Origin of the sequence: Agarivorans sp. Toyoura001 (genome assembly GCF_005405585.1) — a bacterium.
Classification (GTDB): domain Bacteria; phylum Pseudomonadota; class Gammaproteobacteria; order Enterobacterales; family Celerinatantimonadaceae; genus Agarivorans.
In genome coordinates this window covers 20,046-40,646 of record NZ_BJEQ01000016.1, presented here as the reverse complement: position 1 = coordinate 40,646, position 20,601 = coordinate 20,046, and the positions used below count along the sequence as shown (strand labels likewise).

Below are 20,601 nucleotides of genomic sequence, written 5' to 3'. Positions count from 1 at the left end.
GACTAAATCAAAAAAATCTATGATAGTCTTACCTTTATCAACATCTGCTAATGATATTTATTCAGGAAAATGATTTGTCTTTTTTAAAGCCACTAGGCTGTAGTTTATGTTTAGTTGTACCACTTGTACTTAGTGGATGTGATGCAGGGTTTGATTTGTTCGGCTTTGGTAGTCGCTCGGTAAAAAGCATTTGTAAAAGTAACCCAGAGCTTTGTGAAGATTTAAATCGCGACGGCTGGTGTAAAAAGGAACGTTCTGCTGTCATTCTAAGTCGCTTCGATGAAATGACCGAAGTCACTGAACAACACCAGTATGAGCTGATAAAGAACTATCAGGCTTATAATTTTTGCATAGAACTGGCGGCCAGTATTGAACCCAAATACGACAAATCTCGTAAAACTCAGCGCGTAATTGGTTTGCTTACCTCTTTAGAAGAATTACAGCGCTTAGAAAACGATACGCGTGATTCTAGTCACCCCTATTTGTCGATGTATCACTGGACCCAATATCGCGATCTTGAGGCGCGAGACCGATTTTTGGCATTGGAAGGCCAAGCAGTGTTAAATCAACCTGATTTACAATGGACTTTAGCGATTCATTACAGCGGAAAGGATGCTAAGAAAACCATTAACATTTTGCAAAACGCCTTTAAGTTGTTTCCAGAAAAAGCGGTTATTCCAGCTAAGTATGCTGAAGCGATTACGTCTCAATATATGAATTTAAAAGACTACCGCCATGCCTATTTATGGGCACAAATAGCCAGTCACTTTGATGATCACAGTAGGCAAGATTATTCTGGTTTGAATCACAAGTTGAAGTTGTCTGAAGAACAGCAAAAAATGTTAAAAGATGAAGCGGCAATTATCTACGAGCAAATAGACACAAGACAATACCGCTTATAAGTAAGGTTATTTACTCAGCAGTGAAACCTAAGGCTGCTGAGTTTATACAATAGCGTTCGCCAGTGTCAGTGGGTCCGTCATTAAAGACATGGCCCAAATGCGCATCACATTGGCTACAACGCACCTCAATACGCTCCATGTTATGGCTTTGGTCTCGTACAAAGGTGACCACGCGGCTTTCAGCAATTTTGTCAAAACTCGGCCAACCGCATCCCGAGTCAAATTTCGACACCGAGCTAAACAGTGGTAAATCACAACACACACAGTGATACATGCCCTGCTCTTTATTATGCAACAGAGTGCCCGTAAACGGACGCTCAGTTGCTCCTTTCCTTGTTACTTGAAACGCAAGTTCGGTAAGCAAGCCTTGCCATTCTTGTTCATCTTTTACTATTTTAGTCACGATTTCGTTTGTTCCAATAACAGCATTGAACGGGCATTTAGTTTGACACTTTTTGTGTCTCTAAGTTTCTTAACGAAAATAGCTTGTTCATGCGCTGTATCCATTTGCTGAGTCCAATGTTGCGATGTTTCTACTGCAGGCAATATAAAATCAATAGCGTGAGAACTAGCGTTAATAATCCATAACCAACGCTCTTTCGATTGTCTTAGGTTTCGTATCTCTACTGCTACAGCCCACCCATGCGACTCATGCCAATCCTCTTGATGCATAAAGTCACCGTCGTGGCGATACCAACGAACACTATGATGCTGGGAGTGACATTTTTCGTAACTGTCGTTTTCCAGCTGAAGATAATGAAAAACTCGTGAGCGTTTACGCAGTGCAATAAGCTGCTGACAAAACTCTAAAAATTGTTGCTCATGCGTATCTAACTCCCAATTAAACCAACTCATTTTGTTGTTTTGGCAGTACGCGTTGTTATTGCCTTGCTGAGTGCGGCTTAGTTCATCCCCACCAAGAAAATGCGGTACGCCTTGCGAAAGCATTAAAGTAGCTAATAAATTACGCTTTTGTTTACGCCTAGTCGCAAGTACCTTTTTGTCTTTTGTATCACCTTCTTCTCCATAGTTAGCAGAGATATTATGACCATGGCCGTCACGGTTATCTTCGCCGTTAGCATGATTATGACGCTGCTCGTAGCTAACCAAATCGTCTAAAGTAAAGCCATCGTGGTAACAAATGTAGTTCACACTGGTGTGAATACTACGTCGACTTGCAAGAAATAAGTCGCGAGAGCCCATAATTCGGGTGGCCATTTCACCAAGCAAACCGTGCTCACCTTTCCAAAATGCGCGGCTTGTATCTCGGAACCGGTCATTACACTCCATCCACCGCTCTGGAAAATGTCCTAGCTGGTAGCCATTTGGGCCAATATCCCAAGGCTCTGCTATCATTTTAGCCCGCGACAAAATAGGGTCTTGGGCCACAGCTTTAAAGAATGCAGCATGACTTGAAAAGTGATTATCTTCCCGGCCTAAACTGACCGCTAAGTCGAAGCGAAAACCGTCAACTTGCATTACGTCAACCCAATAACGCAGGCTGTCTAATACTAAACGTAAACTGATTGAATGATCTAAGCTCACGCTATTGCCACAACCAGTATTATTGGCGTATTGACTGTAATTTGGGCTGTCACCAATTTGATCAAACAGGTAATAATTTTTGTTATCAAGTCCACGATAACAAAGGGTTGGGCCGTCAGATCCCGATTCTGCTGTGTGATTAAAAACCACGTCCAGAATCACCTCAATGCCATTGCGATGAAATTCGCGCACCATGGTCTTAAATTCTGTTAAGGCATCAGATTTGGCGTAACGCGGTTCGGGCGCCATAAACAGAATGGGGTTGTAACCCCAATAGTTACTCAAGCCTAATGATTTTAAACGCGGCTCCGACATAAACGCTGCGGTAGGCAGTAACTGTACCGAGGTAATACCAAGGCTCTTTAAATGATGGATACTGTGGCTATTCACCATACCTAAGTAACTGCCACGATCGTCGCTATTTACTTTGGCGTTGAGCTTACTAAAGCCACGAACGTGAGTTTCATACATGACCATATCTTGGCGGTCGATGTTAGGTTTAGCTACGCCCTGCCAATCAAAATCGTCATCTCGAACAATACACTTAGGTATAAGGTCTGCGTCATCTTCCTGGTAAGCTTTACTATCCCAAACAAGTGGTCGAGAAATGGCTTTAGCGTAAGGGTCTAGAATTAGCTTGCGTGGATCATACCAACAGCCGTGTTCAGGCTGGTATTTGCCGAACACCCGATAAGCATAAAATTGACTGGCTTTAATACCCTCCACATACCCATAGCGAATACCGCCTTGTTTGCCGGGCAACACTAAACGAGAGATTTCGTTTTCTTGCTCATCAAACAAACATAACTCTATGTGTTTGGCATCGCCGGCATGAATGGCGAAGTTACATCCATTGGCATCAAGCGTAGCGCCTAGGGGGAAATCTCTTCCAGGGGACACCTGATATTGACTCAGGCTAAAAGGTAAAGGCTTTAGTTGACTTCTTGTTGACATGTAAACCTTAGGTCCCCCTGCTTTGGACAGGGGGAGTTATCAATTATTTAATCTACTTTGATTAAATACAATGTTGATAGTGGTGGCAAGTTTAATATCAGTGAATTTTCGCGACCATGGCTGGCAACCGCTTCAGATTGGAATTCAATTCCCGCATCGTAGTTACTGCCCCAATACATTTCTGAGTCAGTATTTAGAATAATGCGGTAACGCCCTTGCTCTGGCAAGGCTAAGCGGTAGTTATTGCGGGGAACAGGTGTAAAGTTACTCACTACAACAACTTTTTCTTGGCTATTAAGGGCATTACGCTGGAATACCAGTACGCTTTTTTCCCAATCATCATGGTCAATCCATTCAAAGCCATTGGTATCGTAATCACCCTCAAACATTGCCGGATGGCCACGGTAGACTTTGTTTAGTTGCTTAACTAGCTCTTGCTGGCCTTTGTGCTTGGGAAACTCCAGCACATTCCACTCTAGGCTAGTATCATGGTTCCACTCACTGGCTTGAGCAATTTCGTTACCCATAAAGTTCAACTTCTTGCCCGGGTGAGCATACATAAATGCGGTATAGGCTCGTAAGTTAGCGGCTTGTTGCCACTCATCTCCAGGCATTTTACCCAGCAACGAACCTTTACCATGTACCACCTCATCGTGAGAAATGGGCAACACAAAGTTTTCGTCATAGTTGTACACCATGGCAAAAGTAATTTCGTTATGATGATATTTTCTAAACGCTGGGTCTTTTTGCATGTAGTCCAAAGAATCATGCATCCAGCCCATGTTCCACTTAAAGCCAAAGCCTAATCCACCGGTAAAGGTTGGACGAGAAACGCCAGCAAAAGCAGTAGACTCTTCAGCAATGGTCATCGCATGTGGATATTGGCGATACACTTCTTCGTTAAACCATTTTAGTAGGCTAATTGCTTCGTAGTTGTGGTTGCCACCATCTACATTAGGTACCCACTCACCTTCTTCGCGCGAATAATCCCAGTAAAGCATTGAGGCAACAGCATCAACTCGAAGACCATCTACATGGAACTTATCTAACCAGATGAGTGCGCTGGCCACCAAGAACTGACGAACCGTATCCCGGCCAAAGTCGTAGATGTAAGAGTTCCAGTCATTATGCCAACCACGGCGAGGATCTTCGTACTCGTAAAGGTGGGTTCCGTCAAACTGAGCCAAGCCGTGTGAATCACTAGGGAAATGCGCCGGTACCCAATCTACAATCACACCTATGCCATTTTGGTGGCACTGGTCGACTAAGAATTTAAAGTCATCAGGATTACCGAAACGGCTAGTAGGCGCAAACAGGCCAATAGGTTGATAACCCCAAGAGCCATCAAATGGGAACTCTGAAATAGGCAATACCTCAATATGGGTGTAACCCATCTCTTTGATGTATTCCACAAGCTCTACAGCAAGCTCTCTGTAGCTCAAATAGTTATTGCCTGTGTCTTCAATCTTACGACGCCAAGATCCTAAATGAACTTCGTATACGCTCATTGGTTGATGGCGTTTATCATTATTCTGCGAATCAATCCAAGCCTGATCATTCCATTGGTATTGGTCGTGATCCCAAACTACAGAGGCAAACGACGGGTATTGCTCAGAGCTGAAACCTACCGGGTCAGTTTTGTGTGGGAGAGAATGTCCGTGGCGATCTTTTAATTCATACTTGTATTTAGTACCCGCGTCTAAGCCAGGTACAAACAATACCCAGTGGCCGTCTAGTGAGCGCTGCATTGGTAAACGACGACCATCCCAGTGATTAAAATCACCAATTAAACTAACCGCTGAAGCGCTAGGCGCATACACCCCAAAACGCACACCTTTAACCGCGACGCCATCAACCTCAATGGTTTTAACTTGGGCACCCAATACCTGATAAAGGTTTTGCGGTGCATGAGACATAGTCGCTAAGCCTTCGTAGGCAACTTCAGTAAACTGATAAGGGTCGATAACTTTAATTTTGTTATCACCAAAATCGACTTCAAGTTTATATGCAAAGGCTTGGTCTGTGTCAAACTCTAATTCGAATAAGCCTTGCGGCGATAGCTGACTCATGGTCCCCAGCACATCGCCTTTAAGGGACAATACAGAGACCGATTTGGCGTCTGGTTGCCAAGCTCGCAACACTAAACCCTTACCGCTTTTTACAGCGTTTAAACCCAGTGAGTTAAATGGTTCGCTTAAGCGAACGCTAGACAATTGTTGAACTAATTGAGAAACCTGAGAAGACAAAGATCGTTTCATTATTATAGTTACCTTAAGGTCCTGAGAATAAGGGGATTTGGTCATTTAAGCTTAGGTTAGCGCAAGTCTCCAAGCTTTTCTCAATTAATAGGGATTAAAGTGAGATAGAAAACATTTTCATAGGCAAAAAAAAGCGCTCCTAGGAGCGCTTGATTACAATTTCGTCAATGTTACTTGCTAACTTTAGCGCGAGCGTCAGATAGTGAGTACATTAAGTGTTGAACATCGTGATTATTAAATAAGTCACTTAAGTTCCAAGACAACTTACGGCGCCAGTTTGGATACTCGCTTGACGTGCCCGGTACGTTAACTGGTTTGTCCATTTCCATCCAATCTTCTAACTGAACAGATAACAAGTTGCAGCTACCTTTGGCCATATGAACTTGGATACCGTAGTTCAGACCTTTATCCATGCCCACCCAATTCACATCACGTGAGATATAGTCTGGAATGCTCTGGTGACCGTGTAAGGTATCAAGCAATTTCTGCTTGTTCTCATGACGATCTTGGTAAAGGCTTTGCAATACTTCTTCGTCTGGGTAGATACCTAGTTCGCGACCTAAAGCTAAATCATCACAATGCCAGAAACCGCGAAGTGTAGGCATGTCATGCGTGGTTACCGCAGACATTGCTTGCTCTGGGTAATGCGCTGGAGAAATGAAACCACCGTCTTCCGCTTGCTCGAAGAAGAAAATACGGTATGAGTGAACACCGTTTTCTTGCAGCACTTCAAAAATGCCGTCAGGTACAGTACCCAAATCTTCGCCAATAATCAGACACTGATTACGGTGACTTTCTAGTACCAAAATACCTAGTAGGTCTTGGATTGGGTAGTAAAGGTAAGCACCTTTATCAGCAGAGTCTTCTACAGGCACTAACCATAAACGTAATAATGCCATGGCGTGGTCAATACGTAATGAACCACAAGAGCGCATGTTAGAACGGAACAAATCAACCATTGGTTGGTATTGCTGTTCTTCTAGAACCGATGGGTCCATTGGAGGTAAACCCCACTTTTGACCTAAAGGACCTAGGATGTCTGGTGGTGCGCCAACACTAGCATCTAGTGAGTAAAGATCGCCATTTGCCCAAATCTCAACACTGCCTTCACTTACACCTACTGCTAAATCACGGTATAGGCCCATTGCCATACCCGAATCTTTAGCCACTTGGTCAACAGCGGCTAATTGCTCATCGGCAATCCACTGTAACCATAAGTAGAAATCAACATCGTCTTGGTTGGCTTTAACCCATTCGGCTACTGCAGGTAAATGGTACTCTTTGTACTCATCAGGCCAAGCTGGCCAACCCCATGCATTGCCAATGGTGTCGTATAAATGTGCTTGTAGTGCATCGTAAGTTGCTTGAGCTGCTAAGCTCTCGCCACCTTCTTTGATAAAACTACGGAAAGCATTAGCACGCTTAGAGCGGCCTTTTTGAATGGTTTGGAACTGCTTAAAGACGAGTTTAAGTGCTTCAATTTTAGCTTCAGTTACACCGGTGTAGTCTACCCACTCGCTACTACGTAGCTGTTCTAAGCGGTTTTGGAAAACACTACTTGCTACTAACGCAGCTGCGTCTGACTCAGCAAACTCACTAATCGCTTCAACATCGATGTAAACAACATTCAACCAGCGACGAGATGATGGGCTGTAAGGGCTAGCCGCTTCTGGATTAGCAGGGTATAAAGAATGGATTGGATTTAGACCAACAAAATCACCGCCTTTTTCAGCAATGTTTTTAACTAATACTTGTAGGTCTGAGAAGTCACCAATGCCCCAGTTGGTTTCGGTGCGAAGACAATAAAGCTGTACGCTTGGGCCCCATACCTTTTTACCGTTGGCAATATCTGGCTGAATGTATGCTGCTTGAGGCGCAACAATATAACGAGTTTCAGCTAATACCTTACGACCACCTTTTAACGAGATACTTAAATTGTGGTAGCCAATAGGTAATTCTAGACTTAGGCTAACGGTGTAAGCTTGATACTCCACTTCGTTTATAGCGTGAGCTTCAATTAGCTCGCCATCAACAGGGGTAATTTGCCCTTTAAACTGTTCACCCTGCTCTGTGCTTAACTTCCAAGTAAACTCTTGGTTAGCTAATTCAATAGGAACACGGATTTCAAGTGGATATTCTGAAGCAACACGAACCACTTTTACCACTGGCATTACTTGCTGCCAATAGTTAAGCACGTCTTCTTCATAACGCTGTGCTAATTGCTCTGCATTATCTACTGGATAACCTAGCGCCTTTAACAGTTTTAATTTGCTTTCAGGTACGACTTGCGCCGGATTTCCCCAAGCATCAACGTAGCTGGTTTCAATGCCGCGAAGCTTTACCAACTGTTCAATGATTTGATCTGACATAACATTTCCCGAGTTATTGCTTTTATCTAACTAATTATTGTTTTTTTAGCGCGTGTATTGTACTCATCCTAACGCTCGATTTTTCGATCTAGCACAAATTTCGCTAAATTAATTTTATCTGAGATTGAGTGATATTGATTGTTTTTTTTTACTTCTGAGCTAATACTTCTTCCTGCAAATGTTAGCTTGCTCATTTTTAAGGCATTAATTGATGTCGCGCAAATTAATCGCCGATTCGACTTGAAGAAATTTGAAAATGTTGTAAGTTTACAACCAAATTATACATCTGTTAACACTAGGAACATTAGGTATCACTATGACAATTAAAGTTGGTATTAACGGTTTTGGCCGTATTGGACGTTTCGTATTCCGTGCTTCTGTTGAGCGCAACGACATCGAAGTTGTAGGCATTAACGACTTAATCGACGTTGAATACATGGCTTACATGCTTAAGTATGACTCAACTCACGGTCGCTTCAACGGTAGCGTAGAAGTAGTTGACGGTAACTTAGTAGTAAACGGCAACGTTGTTCGCGTTACTGCTGAGCGCAACCCAGAAGATCTAAAATGGGATGCTATTAGTGTAGATGTAGTTGCTGAAGCAACTGGTATCTTCCTAACTGACGAGACTGCTCGTAAGCACATCACTGCTGGCGCGAAAAAAGTAGTTCTTACTGGTCCTTCTAAAGACGCTACTCCTATGTTCGTAATGGGCGTAAACCAAGCTTCTTACGCTGGTCAAGACATCGTTTCTAACGCTTCTTGTACTACTAACTGTTTAGCGCCTATCGCTAAAGTACTAAACGACAAGTGGGGCATCGAATCTGGTCTTATGACTACTGTTCACGCTACTACTGCTACTCAAAAAACTGTTGACGGTCCTTCTGCTAAAGACTGGCGCGGTGGTCGTGGTGCTTCTCAAAACATCATCCCTTCTTCAACTGGTGCTGCTAAAGCTGTAGGTGTTGTACTTCCTGAGCTAAACGGCAAACTAACTGGTATGGCTTTCCGCGTACCTACTGCTAACGTTTCTGTAGTTGACCTAACAGTTAACCTTAAAGAAGCTGCTAGCTACGAAGAAATTTGTGCTGCTATGAAAGCTGCTTCTGCAGACGAAATGGCTGGCGTACTTGGTTACACTGAAGACCAAGTTGTTTCTCAAGACTTCATCGGCGAAACTCAAACTTCTGTATTTGATGCAAAAGCTGGTGTTGCTCTAACTGACAAGTTCGTTAAAGTTGTATCTTGGTACGACAACGAAATCGGTTACTCAAACAAAGTTCTAGACCTAATCGCTCACATCTCTAAATAAGAAATGTAGCTTTTAAGCTAGAATATTAAAGCGACCTTAGGGTCGCTTTTTTTATAGGTAAAATTTATGATCCTAGAAAAGCTCCAACTCAAAGTCGTCAAGCAGCTAGATAATGCCGTGTTCGAAGTACATAACAACGAAGGAATGGTGTTCTATTGGGTTGACCACCCTGCAGCAAAGGCTCTTATTGCCCAACAAGGCGCCCACTTGGTGAGTTACCGCCCTAACCCTGGCGATGAAAAACTTTGGTTAAGCGATGATAGCTTATTTACCAAAGGAGCAGCGATACGAGGTGGTATACCTATTTGTTGGCCAAATTTCGGTAATCTAGGTAACGAAAACAACACTAAGCATGGTTACGCAAGAACCAGCTTGTGGACGCTAGACACCATTACCACAAGCCAAGAGCATTGCTACCTAAGCTTTTCACTACCAAGCAGCTCTAACTCAGGAGTCGCGTTAAGCTGTAGTTTTACTTTAGGGTCAGAGGCTAGAATCGAATTAGTCACGACTAATCACAGCGAAAAAAGCTTCAAATATACTGGCGCCTTGCACAGTTATTTCATTACTGATGTAAAAAAACTACACATCGGATCACTTGGCGATCAATATATTGATTCAGTATCAAGCACAAAAGTAGATAATGTCGCTAGTTTTACCTTAAGTGACGAAACAGATCGCATCTATTTGCAGCCTCAATCGGTCAGTCAGCTAGTTTTTGGGGCATCTAAAACAACCATAGAACATCGTGGTCACGACAGTGTAGTGGTATGGAATCCTGGCGATAAACTCGCAAACAAAATGCCAGATGTAAGCAGTGCGGATAACTTTATTTGTGTAGAAACAGCGATAACCCAGCAACCACAAGCTGTGAAACCGCAGCAATCACATAAGCTGGTTCAAATAATACGCTAAAAAAACAAAGCCCCAACGCTTGCGATTGGGGCTTTATGTCGTTATTGGCTATAAGGGCTTATACCTTAGTAATGCCAAACACTTGGTTTTCTTGCTCTTGTACTCGGATAAACGTCGTCCGTTTAGTCAACTCTTTAAGTTCAGACGCACCAACATAAGTACACGCCGAACGTACGCCGCCTAACACATCTTGAACAGTTAACTGAACGCTGCCTTTATAAGGAAGCAATACCGTTTTACCTTCAGATGCTCGATACTCGGCTACACCGCCGGTATGCTTATCCATTGCGGTTTGCGAGCTCATACCGTAGAACTTCATGAACTTCTTGCCATCTTGCTCTACAACTTCGCCGCCATTCTCTTCGTGAGCGGCTAACATACCGCCTAACATCACAAAGTCAGCGCCGCCGCCAAATGCTTTGGCTACGTCACCAGCTTGGGTACAGCCACCATCACCAACAATTTGTCCACCTAAACCATGAGCAGCGTCAGCACACTCAATAATGGCCGACAACTGAGGGTAACCAACCCCTGTTTTAACGCGCGTTGTACAAACACTGCCAGGGCCAATACCCACTTTTACGATATCAGCACCACTAAGTATCAATTCTTCTACCATCTCACCAGTAACTACGTTACCCGCTACAATCACTTTATCTTGGAAAGTGTCTCGCATCTTGCGAACAAAGCTTACAAAATACTCAGAGTAGCCATTTGCAACATCTACACAGATGAACTGTAGGTTTTTATTTAGCGCTAAAATTTGCTTCGTTTTTTCAAAGTCAGCATCCGAGGTGCCACAACTCACCATTAAGTACTTTATCTTGTCTGCCGGCATAGCAGATAAGAACTCAGACCATTGCTCAATACTGTAGTGCTTGTGAACCGCCGTCATCATTCGGTGCTCGGCTAAGGCTTTTGCTAAACCAAATGTTCCTACCGTATCCATATTGGCAGCAATAACAGGTACGCCTTCCCATTGACTGCCAGTATGTTTGAAGGTAAAATTCCGATCTAGTACAACCTGCGAACGGCTCTTTAATGTTGAACGCTTTGGTTTGATTAAAACGTCTTTAAAACCCAGCTTTATATCTGTTTCAACTCTCATCTACTTCTCTGCTAGTTATTAGGCACAAAACCCGAAGAGTATAGCAAACCTTTATTGATGACAAAAACATTAATAATATACCCTCTTCGCTCTCTCAAGCAGACACAAAAAAGCCAGCACTTAGGCTGGCTTGAGATATGATGATTAACGCTTAAGCGTTCCCCTTCACCTTTATCTGATTGTTTTTTGCAAAACCTAACATACGATCTAGCGGTACCAATGCCCGATCAATAAGGGCTTCATCTACAAACACTTCTTTACCAGTACCGTCTAACAAAGCTTCCTCAATAGCCTTTAAGCCATTCATCGCCATCCACGGGCAATGCGCACAAGAGCGACAAGTAGCACCGTTGCCACCGGTTGGCGCTTCAATCATTTCTTTATCTGGGCAAGCTTGCTGCATCTTGTAGAAGATGCCTTTGTCTGTGGCCACTATTAGCTTCTTATGTGGCAAAGACTGTGCAGAAGCGATCAACTGGCTAGTAGAGCCTACTGCATCAGCCATCGCTACAACGCTTTCTGGAGACTCAGGGTGAACCAATACTGCTGCGTCTGGGTATTGCTGTTTTAACTGCTGTAAGGCTTTTGCTTTGAACTCGTCATGCACGATACAGGCGCCCTGCCATAACAACATATCGGCGCCTGTTTGCTTAGCAACGTACCCGCCAAGGTGTTTATCTGGCGCCCATATAATCTTATGACCTTCAGCGTCTAAGTGCTCTACCACATCTACTGCAATGCTAGAGGTAACTACCCAATCAGCACGTGCTTTTACCGCCGCAGACGTATTAGCGTAAACCACTACAGTATGGTCAGGGTGAGCATCACAAAACGCTGCAAACTCTTTTTCTGGACACCCTAAATCCAAAGAACAGGTTGCCTCTAAAGTGGGCATGATCACTTTCTTTTCAGGGGTAAGGATCTTTGCAGTCTCCCCCATAAAGCGCACGCCAGCAACCAGGAGAGTTTTTGCGGGATGGTTATTACCAAAGCGAGCCATTTCCAATGAATCGGCGACACAGCCACCAGTTTCCTCGGCCAAAGCTTGAATCTCAGGGTCGGTATAATAATGCGCCACCAATACAGCATCTTCTTCTACGAGCAGTTGCTTAATGCGCGCTTTATGCGCTGCACGTTGCTCATCATCAAGCGGAGCTGGTTTAGGAGGAAATGGGTAAATGGTTTCGTTAAAATATTCGAGCTGCTGCATAACTACATCTGAGATAAAATAATTCGAGTATTATACACAGTGAACTAAGCGAATGGCAGTTATTGGACTAAAGAATTAGTGGCTATTTCAGTGAAAAGCTAGAAGAGATTGGTGGGTTGTGAAGGATTTGAACCTTCGACCAATTGATTAAAAGTCAACTGCTCTACCAACTGAGCTAACAACCCGCTCTGAACTTCAGTTAAATCCGGCTCAAAATTGCCTCTGCAATTGCCCCGACTCAACGGCGGCCTATGATACGGATTTAAGACTGTTGTGCAATAGTATTTTGAATCTTTTTTTCTAAGCGTTCAGCAATTAAGCAACCAGCTTCATGTTTGTACAGAATTTTGAATTTGCTGAACTTTATTCGCTTAAAAGCGCGTTAAAACTGCGCTAAGCGATTCTGTGCCAATCCTGCTGCTGCAGTATTTGGATGCTCTTTTACAACGCGAGCAAACAAGCTTTTTGCCTCTTCATTGTTATTTTGAAATTGTGCAATGATACCTAATTTTAACAATGACTCAGCAACCTTATTAGATTGCGGATAATCGTTAACAACTTTATTAAACTGTTCTGAGGCCGCATCACGTTGTCCACGTGTATATTGTAGCTGGCCTAACCAATAATGCGCGTTAGGTGCATAAGTGGATTTAGGGTAGTCAGCAATAAAGCCTTGAAAAGCCGGTATGGCAGCATCGTAATCTTTATCTTGCATAACTAAAGCCACTGCGGCGTCGTAAGCTTGGTCTTCACCAGCAGCGGTTGGCGCAGCAGAATCGGTGGCTGATTTTGCGGTAACAGGCGAACTTTGTACTTGAGCGAATCTGCGATCCATTTCTTGATAGATTTCGCGTTGGCGCTCAATCATTTGTTCAATTTGATAATTACTCTGCTCTAGCTGACCCACTAAGGTAGACATGCTGTTAGACATATCTTCTACTTGATTTTGTAAGTCGAGTTGAACTTGATTACGCGCTTGCAACATACGCTCTAAGCGCTCAATGCGTTGCTCTAAACTTAAGCTAGACGCGGTTGACGTAACAGCTACAGCTTTTGACGAGCTGCCGGCTTCCTCTACAGGGGCGGCGGCATAAATACTAGCGGAAAATAAAACGGCTACAGAAGTAGCCGTAATCATATTAAGTTTCATAAATTACTCTACACGATTAAGCGTATTAATAAACTAACACAGCTCGACGATTCTTAGCCATAGCTGCTTCGGTATGAGAATTATCTACAGGCTTCTCTTCGCCGTAACTTACGATTGAGATCTGCGATGCTAACACACCCAAACTTTGCAAATATTTTGAAACGGCTTTACCACGACGTTCGCCCAACGCGATGTTGTACTCTGGCGTGCCTTTTTCATCGGTATGGCCTTCAATTAGCACTGATACCGATGGGTTATCACGTAAGTAGCTAGCGTGAGCTTCAAGAATTTCGGCGTATTCACCGCCGATGTCTGAACGGTCAAACTCAAAGTAAACCACTTGGCTTTGACGTAATTCAGCAGCCTTTTGGCGCTCTTCTTCTTCAGCACTCAACACTGGATCAACTGAACCAACTTCTACGCCGCCAGCTGTTTCGTCATTAGTGGTATCTTCGATAATAACGGTTTCTCCACCGGCTTTATCTGTTTCGCTCACATCACTATCGCTAGTGTTGTTTGAGCTACACGCTGCTAAACCCGCAAAGGCTAAACCTAAAAATATTGTTTTTACTACTCTTTCGAATTGCATTATGGATTCCTTGTAATCACATAGTTTTTTCTAGTTTAAAAAAGGAGACCAAGCTGGAGCGCGTACACTGCCCTCTTTAGCTGGTAAAGTTGCTTTAAATCTTCCGTCCATGGACACCAATGCCAACACTTGGCGGCCGCCGGCCACTGTGCTGTACATAATCATGCTTCCGTTCGGTGCAATTGTTGGCGACTCATCTAATTGAGTGCGCGTTAATACTTGTACATAACCCGTATCAAAATCTTGGCGAGCAATGCGATATTGGCCGTTAACACGACTCACCATCACCAATGCTGAACCGTCAGGTGTTACCGAGCCACCTAAGTTCATTTCACCTTCCCAGGTAACGCGGTTGATTTTGTTAGTGTCTAAGTTAACTTTGTAAATTTGTGGTTTACCGCCACGCTCCGAAGAAAACAGCAAATCGTTGCCACTTGGCAACCAGGTAGGCTCGGTATCGATTCGACGGTTTTTAGTGATACGTTTTAACTTTTTACTGGCAACTTCAATCACATAAATATCTGGTTGGCCATCTTTTGATAATACCAAGGCGATTTTGGAACCGTCTGGTGACCATTCTGGCGCCCCATTAATACCGCTAAAAGACGTAAGTTTAGTGCGTTGTGACGTATAGATATCTTGAACGTAAATCTCTGCAGTACGGTTCTCAAAGCTTACGTAGGCCAGTTGGCGGCCGTCTGGCGACCAAGACGGTGACATAAGCGGTTCTTGAGAGCGCAATAAGGTTTTTTCATTGTGACCGTCATAATCAGCAATGCGTAATTGATATGGGTATGTAGCTTCATTGTTCACCACTACGTAAGCGATACGAGTGAGAAATGCACCCCGCTCTCCAGTCAATGACTGATAAACACCATCCGAGATCAAATGCGACATTTGGCGCAACTGAGCGCGTGCAACACTTTTGAAACGGTCGAGCAAAATATGATCTTGGCTAGTCACTAACTGGCCATCTTTTAGCTCTTGTTTATTGCCCGCGGTTACTTGCCCTCGTAATACATCTACCAAGGTGTAACTCACTTTGAACTTACCCGCCTCTAGCGCTTCTACTTTTCCGGTCAGTACCGCTTCTACGCCCAATGCAGCCCACGCTTCATAATCAATTTGTTCTATTGATTGTGGGGTCTGCGGCATATCACTAATGGCAACAGGGTTGAACTTGCCTGAGCGGCGTAAGTCATCCGCGACTACTTTCGCTAAATCTAGAGGGACGTCTCCATGTCCTTGCCATACAAACGGCACTACCCCAACAGGGCGAGCACTGTCTACACCTTCCGTGATTACAATTTCTAGGTTAGCTTGAGCAACATTCATAAATGCGAACACTAAGCTCACACTCACTAAGAATTTTTTCATCATCACAGCTATTCCGGTTTTAAGGTTAAAGTAATATTTTTCATTTTCGCAAATACATCTGGGTCTTTAGAAACGGGTAACGAAACCGCTTTTTTAATCGCTCGACGAGCGGATTCACACACTGCTCTATCACCTTTACCATCGCCGATACTGGTAACAAAACCGCTAGACGCCAAAGTGAGTTGGATCTGGCACTGTCTGCCTAACATGCTTGGTTCAATCAACCAGTTACGTTGAATAGTAGACATAATTAGCGCTCGGTACTTATCTACCTCACCAAGTACTTGGCGTTGATGTCTGGCATTTGCTTCTACAGCCATTTCCGACTGCATTTGACGCTCAAACTCAGCTTCCTGGCGAGCGATTTCAGCTTGGCGTTTACGTTCAGCTTCAGCTTTAGCCGCTTTCTCAGAAGCAACTCTCGCCTCTTCTTCTTTACGTTTGCGAGTTTCTTCTGCTTTACGTGCCGCTTCTTCAGCTTTCTTTTGCTGTTCCACTTTACGCACTCGCTCGGCTTCTGCAGCCACGGCGGCAGCTTCTGCTACTTTGCGCTGTTCTTCTTTCTTAACGCGCTCAGCCTCGGCTTTAGCTGCCTTTTGCTGCTCTAGTTTTTGTTTTTCTTTGGCTCGGCGGGCTTGTTCGTCCGCTTTTTTCTTAGCGTTTTCCTGCTGGCGTTTTTCCAACTCCAGTTGCTTAATTCGCTTTTCTTCAGCTAAGCGCTTTTTACGCGCTTGCTCGGCGTCTTTCTCGGCCTTGGCAATACGTTGTTTTTCTTTATCTACCTTGGCTTGTTGCTGATTCTTTAAACGTTCAACTTGCTGAGTCACTTGATTAATGTCTACAGCCGTTGCGTTAATAATAGGTGCACTCGGTGTTGGCTCTAGCTTCACCCGCTCAAAATCTACCGACCATACCAAAGCGATAAACAACCCGGCATGCAGCACAATTGAAATAATAACCGATAGGCTAAATGGCGACTTCAATGCTATTCCTATTCTAATTATTGTCGGGTTGGGTCATTAAACCCACAGAAGGTACACCTGCACTTTGCAGCAATACCATTAAGTTTATAATTTGCTCATAACGAACATTTTTGTCACCACGCACTACTACGGGTAAATCAGGGTCTAACTGCAGATGCGCAATCACTAAAGCTTGTAGATCGTCTCCAGACACCGATTGCTTAGCAGAGTCACTGTTATCGCCAGTGTCTAAAAAGTACTGACCACTTTCATCTACGGTAGCAACCAACGGTGGTTTACTGTCTTCGGGCATCGCTTCTGCGCTAGCCTGAGGCAAATCCACTTTTACCCCTTGGGTAATGAGCGGAGCCGTTACCATAAAAATGATCAGTAGCACCAACATCACATCGATATAGGGCACCACATTAATCTCGGCAACTAAGCGTCTTTTAGGACGTTGATAATGGTTCACTCTCGCCCCTTACTAGTTAGCGCCAGTGTGCGTTTGACGATGCAAAATACTGGAAAACTCTTCCATAAAGTTGGCATAACCATTTTCTAGTTTAGCCACCCCGGTCGAAAAACGGTTAAAGGCAATAACCGCAGGAATAGCAGCAAATAGGCCCATAGCCGTTGCGATAAGTGCTTCGGCAATGCCTGGTGCAACCATATTCAAACTGGCTTGTTGAACTTCGCCTAAGGCAATAAAAGCATTCATAATGCCCCACACAGTACCAAACAAGCCGATATACGGGCTAATTGAACCAATTGTTGCTAGCATCGGCAGCTGGTTTTCTAAGGACTCAACTTCGCGAGACAAAGATACCCGCATACTTCGGTAAGTACCGTCCATAACCGCGTCAGCACTTCTGCCGCTGGTTTTATGTAATCGTACATATTCTCTAAAGCCTGAATGGAAGATTTGTTCCATTCCTTGTAAATGATCAGCACGCGCGTTGCTTTCTTGATACAGTTTGTTGAGATCTACACCAGACCAAAACTTCTGTTCAAAACTATCACTAGACGATTTTGCAGCCTTAAGTACTCGATTACGATTAATTATCATCGCCCACGAGTAAATAGACATACTCACCAACAATAACATTACAAACTTAACTAATAGGCTCGCCTGCCAAAACAAGCCGATAAATGACATATCAGAGTGCACCGAGTAAATCCTCTTTAAGTGTTTCAGGAATGGCCGTGGCCTTCATTGATGACAATGTGACACAAGCCACGGTAACCATTCCGTGGGCAATGACTTGTTGTGCAGCATTTGTGATTGTTTGTTCGAAAACCATGCTTGCTCGTTTCATCGTATCAATTCGCGTTGTTACGTTGAGCATTTGGTTAAATCGAGCAGGAAGCTTGTAGTCGATAGTAAGAGAACGAACAACAAAACAAAGATCTTGTTCCATCAAGGTATCTTGATCGTAGCCGAGCTCTCGTAGCCATTCTGTACGCGCTCGTTCAAAGTACTTGATATGGTTAGCATGATAAACAACGCCTCCCGCATCAGTATCTTCGTAATAAACCCGAACAGCTAAAACCGACATTACACCTACCCTAGTATTTCAATTAGAAAATACTATACACAGGCAAGTGCATAAGGTTAAGACTCAAACCACTTAATTTAGAGAATTGCGTGAGAAAACTGGGGTAACGGCTTAAAACTAAACACTTTAAGCCGATTTTTAAACCACACTGTCGTGACTAAACGACAGCATTTTTAACGCTTAGGTATATCAAAACCCAAGTGTAAATAGGCTTTATCGCTAGCAATGCGACCACGTGGGGTACGTTGTAAATAGCCTTGCTGAATAAGAAACGGTTCGAGTACATCTTCAATGGTTTCTTTATCTTCACCAATGGCTGCAGCAAGGTTGTCTAAGCCAACGGGACCACCTGCAAAAGTTTCCGTTATCGCTTTGAGTAGCTTAGTGTCCATGTAGTCGAAACCAGCACTGTCTACGCTCAGTAAATCTAGCGCCTTAGCAGCTACTTCTTGCGTTACTTTGCCATCAAATTTTACATCAGCAAAATCACGAACACGTCGCAATAAACGGTTAGCGATACGCGGGGTTCCTCGTGAACGCCTAGCAACTTCCCACGCCCCTTCAGCATCAAGCTCTAAATTTAGATAATGCGCACTTCGTTTAACAATCTCGGCCAAGTCGTCAGTTTTATAAAACTCCAAGCGTTGCACAATACCAAAGCGGTCCCGCAAGGGTGACGTTAACATGCCTGCGCGCGTGGTAGCGCCAATCAACGTAAATGGGGGCAAATCGAGTTTAATCGAGCGGGCCGCTGGGCCTTCGCCAATCATAATGTCCAGCTGGTAATCTTCCATCGCTGGGTACAGCACTTCTTCAACTACTGCGCTAAGCCGATGAATTTCATCAATAAACAATACGTCGCCAGGTTCAAGATTAGTGAGCAAAGCTGCCAAGTCACCAGCTTTCTCTAATACAGGGCCAGAGGTGGTTTTAATATTCACATCAAGCTCGTTAGCCACAATGTTGGCTAAGGTGGTTTTACCTAAACCCGGAGGACCAAAAATTAACAAATGATCTAGCGCGTCTTCTCTGCGCCTAGCTGCTTCAATAAATATTTCTAATTGTTCAACTACCGCTTGCTGGCCGGTGTAATCATCCAGCTTTTTGGGTCTAATCGCGCGGTCTACAGTTTCTTCTTCAATCACCGGCGTGGCGGAAACTAAGCGATCTGCTTCAATCATTTACTCTACCTTTGTTCACAAAGCCGCTTTTAGTGCTTCGCGGATCAACTCTTCACTGATCATGCCGTTTGAATACACTTGCTTAACCAGTTTTTCTGCTTGAATGCCTTTATAACCCAGCGACTCAAGCGCTGCAACGGCTTCTTCTTTAGGATCAACTGTAGCCACCAAGGGTAAGTCACCATGGCTAGATAAACTATCGCTTAATGGTGTAGCGGGTAGTTCGGCGTTCCAGTTCTTCAAACGGTCTTTCATCTCTACTAACAAACGCTCTGCGGTTTTTTTACCAATGCCTGGCACTTTTACCAAACTTGATAAGTCTTCGTGTTTAACCGCGAATACAAATTGCTCGCAACTCAAGCCAGACAAAATGGCCAAGGCCACTTTAGGCCCAATACCGTTTACTTTTATCAGCTCGCGGAATAACGAACGCGAGGCTTTGTCGTGAAAGCCATAAAGTAATTGGGCATCTTCTCGCACAATAAAATGCGTTAATAAACGCACCGACTCACCCAGTTCGGGCAATTGGTAAAAGCAGTTCATAGGAAGTTGTATTTCGTAGCCTACTCCGGCTACATCTATCAATACAAAAGGTGGGACTTTTTCTTCTAAGATACCTTTAATGGTAGCGATCACTGCAAAGACTCCTAACTTTAGATAGCGTAAGCTTACCTTAAATACTGGATATATATCCAGCCCTCTATATTTGAAATTGGAAAATGTGTTGGCTAAGGGATGATTAACTCGCGCAGCGATAACTCTGTGAGTCTGTTAGCGATATATCTAAAACAAAAAGTTGACATTACAATTGAACAAATAACCAACAAGGAGAGTGTACGTAAACTAAATCGAGGTAATACATGAATAAATTAATGCTTATCGTTTCCGCTAGCCTAATTGTTTTAACGGGCTGCTCAAACACTCCCACTACTTACCATGGTGTAACGTTATTGGAAGACGACCGAGATATCTCCCAATGCACCGCACTTGGCAGTGTTTATTACACTAGCCACCATGATTCAAAAGGACATGAAGCTCGCGATGAATATGTAAAATCGGTACGCCCGCAATATCCAACGGCAGACACAGTATCAATCACCAGCTATCGTCAGGCCTCTAAAAAAGCCTTTAGGCGAGATGTGGCCATTAGAGGAATTGCTTATCAGTGTTACGACTTAGCCTCAGCACACACCTCTACTGGCTAATTACCTAA

At 43.8% G+C, this 20,601-nt stretch carries 19 protein-coding genes and 1 tRNA gene; 4 read left to right on the top strand and 16 right to left on the bottom strand.

The window, feature by feature from the left end:
* The first annotated feature begins 74 nt into the window (after nucleotides 1–74).
* Nucleotides 75–902 (top strand): DUF2989 domain-containing protein, encoded by an 828-nt coding sequence (locus FFR00_RS16595; protein WP_161985195.1) that lies wholly within the window; start codon nucleotides 75–77, stop codon nucleotides 900–902.
* 10 nt (nucleotides 903–912) lie between these two features.
* Here the strand turns inward: FFR00_RS16595 and msrB are convergent, their stop codons facing one another.
* From msrB to malQ, 4 genes are all read right to left on the bottom strand, one after another.
* Complete coding sequence (gene msrB, locus FFR00_RS16590) at nucleotides 913–1,305, bottom strand: peptide-methionine (R)-S-oxide reductase MsrB (RefSeq protein WP_137674535.1); 393 nt, start codon at nucleotides 1,303–1,305, stop codon at nucleotides 913–915.
* Nucleotides 1,302–3,401 carry a glycogen debranching protein GlgX gene (gene glgX, locus FFR00_RS16585; RefSeq protein WP_137674534.1) on the bottom strand — a complete coding sequence of 700 codons (2,100 nt, stop codon included), beginning with the start codon at nucleotides 3,399–3,401 and terminating at the stop codon, nucleotides 1,302–1,304. The genes msrB and glgX overlap by 4 nt, the downstream gene beginning before the upstream one ends.
* A gap of 47 nt (nucleotides 3,402–3,448) precedes the next feature.
* Nucleotides 3,449–5,659 carry a 1,4-alpha-glucan branching protein GlgB gene (gene glgB / locus FFR00_RS16580; RefSeq protein WP_137674533.1) on the bottom strand — a complete coding sequence of 737 codons (2,211 nt, stop codon included), beginning with the start codon at nucleotides 5,657–5,659 and terminating at the stop codon, nucleotides 3,449–3,451.
* A gap of 170 nt (nucleotides 5,660–5,829) precedes the next feature.
* Nucleotides 5,830–8,028, bottom strand: coding sequence for a 4-alpha-glucanotransferase (gene malQ, locus FFR00_RS16575; RefSeq protein ID WP_137674532.1), 2,199 nt, complete (start codon nucleotides 8,026–8,028; stop codon nucleotides 5,830–5,832).
* Nucleotides 8,029–8,344: 316 nt separating this feature from the next.
* On the opposite strand from malQ, the gene gap reads away from it, so the two are divergent.
* Together gap and FFR00_RS16565 are read left to right on the top strand one after the other, a co-directional pair.
* Entirely contained in the window at nucleotides 8,345–9,340 is a 996-nt protein-coding gene (gene gap, locus FFR00_RS16570; RefSeq protein WP_137674531.1) for a type I glyceraldehyde-3-phosphate dehydrogenase, read from the top strand.
* Nucleotides 9,341–9,406: 66 nt separating this feature from the next.
* Complete coding sequence (locus FFR00_RS16565) at nucleotides 9,407–10,255, top strand: D-hexose-6-phosphate mutarotase (protein WP_137674530.1); 849 nt, start codon at nucleotides 9,407–9,409, stop codon at nucleotides 10,253–10,255.
* A 58-nt stretch (nucleotides 10,256–10,313) separates the two neighbouring features.
* Here the strand turns inward: FFR00_RS16565 and FFR00_RS16560 are convergent, their stop codons facing one another.
* The 12 genes from FFR00_RS16560 to ruvA form a co-directional block, all read right to left on the bottom strand.
* Complete coding sequence (locus tag FFR00_RS16560) at nucleotides 10,314–11,363, bottom strand: GMP reductase (protein ID WP_137674529.1); 1,050 nt, start codon at nucleotides 11,361–11,363, stop codon at nucleotides 10,314–10,316.
* Nucleotides 11,364–11,514: 151 nt separating this feature from the next.
* The gene (gene nadA / locus FFR00_RS16555) at nucleotides 11,515–12,573 is read right to left on the bottom strand and encodes a quinolinate synthase NadA (RefSeq protein ID WP_137674528.1); all 1,059 of its coding nucleotides are present in this window, start codon (nucleotides 12,571–12,573) and stop codon (nucleotides 11,515–11,517) included.
* Nucleotides 12,574–12,682: 109 nt separating this feature from the next.
* A tRNA-Lys gene (locus tag FFR00_RS16550) sits at nucleotides 12,683–12,758 on the bottom strand.
* Nucleotides 12,759–12,955: 197 nt separating this feature from the next.
* Nucleotides 12,956–13,723, bottom strand: a complete 768-nt coding sequence (gene ybgF / locus FFR00_RS16545) for a tol-pal system protein YbgF (protein WP_137674527.1) — start codon at nucleotides 13,721–13,723, stop codon at nucleotides 12,956–12,958.
* Between the two features lie 25 nt (nucleotides 13,724–13,748).
* Nucleotides 13,749–14,312, bottom strand: coding sequence for a peptidoglycan-associated lipoprotein Pal (gene pal, locus FFR00_RS16540; RefSeq protein ID WP_137674526.1), 564 nt, complete (start codon nucleotides 14,310–14,312; stop codon nucleotides 13,749–13,751).
* Between the two features lie 30 nt (nucleotides 14,313–14,342).
* A complete protein-coding gene (gene tolB / locus FFR00_RS16535) occupies nucleotides 14,343–15,689 on the bottom strand; it encodes a Tol-Pal system beta propeller repeat protein TolB (RefSeq protein ID WP_174235970.1) in 1,347 nt (448 codons plus the stop codon).
* 8 nt (nucleotides 15,690–15,697) lie between these two features.
* A complete protein-coding gene (gene tolA, locus FFR00_RS16530; protein WP_161985194.1) occupies nucleotides 15,698–16,672 on the bottom strand; it encodes a cell envelope integrity protein TolA in 975 nt (324 codons plus the stop codon).
* 13 nt (nucleotides 16,673–16,685) lie between these two features.
* Nucleotides 16,686–17,123 (bottom strand): protein TolR, encoded by a 438-nt coding sequence (tolR, locus tag FFR00_RS16525; RefSeq protein ID WP_137674524.1) that lies wholly within the window; start codon nucleotides 17,121–17,123, stop codon nucleotides 16,686–16,688.
* 12 nt (nucleotides 17,124–17,135) lie between these two features.
* Nucleotides 17,136–17,819: a protein TolQ gene (tolQ, locus tag FFR00_RS16520; RefSeq protein WP_137674523.1), complete on the bottom strand. Its 684-nt coding sequence runs from the start codon at nucleotides 17,817–17,819 to the stop codon at nucleotides 17,136–17,138.
* Complete coding sequence (ybgC, locus tag FFR00_RS16515) at nucleotides 17,809–18,207, bottom strand: tol-pal system-associated acyl-CoA thioesterase (protein ID WP_137674522.1); 399 nt, start codon at nucleotides 18,205–18,207, stop codon at nucleotides 17,809–17,811. Before ybgC ends, tolQ begins: the two co-directional genes overlap by 11 nt.
* Before the next feature lie 173 nt (nucleotides 18,208–18,380).
* Nucleotides 18,381–19,388, bottom strand: a complete 1,008-nt coding sequence (gene ruvB, locus FFR00_RS16510; protein WP_137674521.1) for a Holliday junction branch migration DNA helicase RuvB — start codon at nucleotides 19,386–19,388, stop codon at nucleotides 18,381–18,383.
* Between the two features lie 15 nt (nucleotides 19,389–19,403).
* Nucleotides 19,404–20,024, bottom strand: a complete 621-nt coding sequence (gene ruvA / locus FFR00_RS16505) for a Holliday junction branch migration protein RuvA (RefSeq protein WP_137674520.1) — start codon at nucleotides 20,022–20,024, stop codon at nucleotides 19,404–19,406.
* Between the two features lie 224 nt (nucleotides 20,025–20,248).
* Between ruvA and FFR00_RS16500 the strand changes: the two genes are divergently transcribed.
* Complete coding sequence (locus FFR00_RS16500; RefSeq protein WP_137674519.1) at nucleotides 20,249–20,593, top strand: hypothetical protein; 345 nt, start codon at nucleotides 20,249–20,251, stop codon at nucleotides 20,591–20,593.
* Nucleotides 20,594–20,601 lie beyond the last annotated feature (8 nt).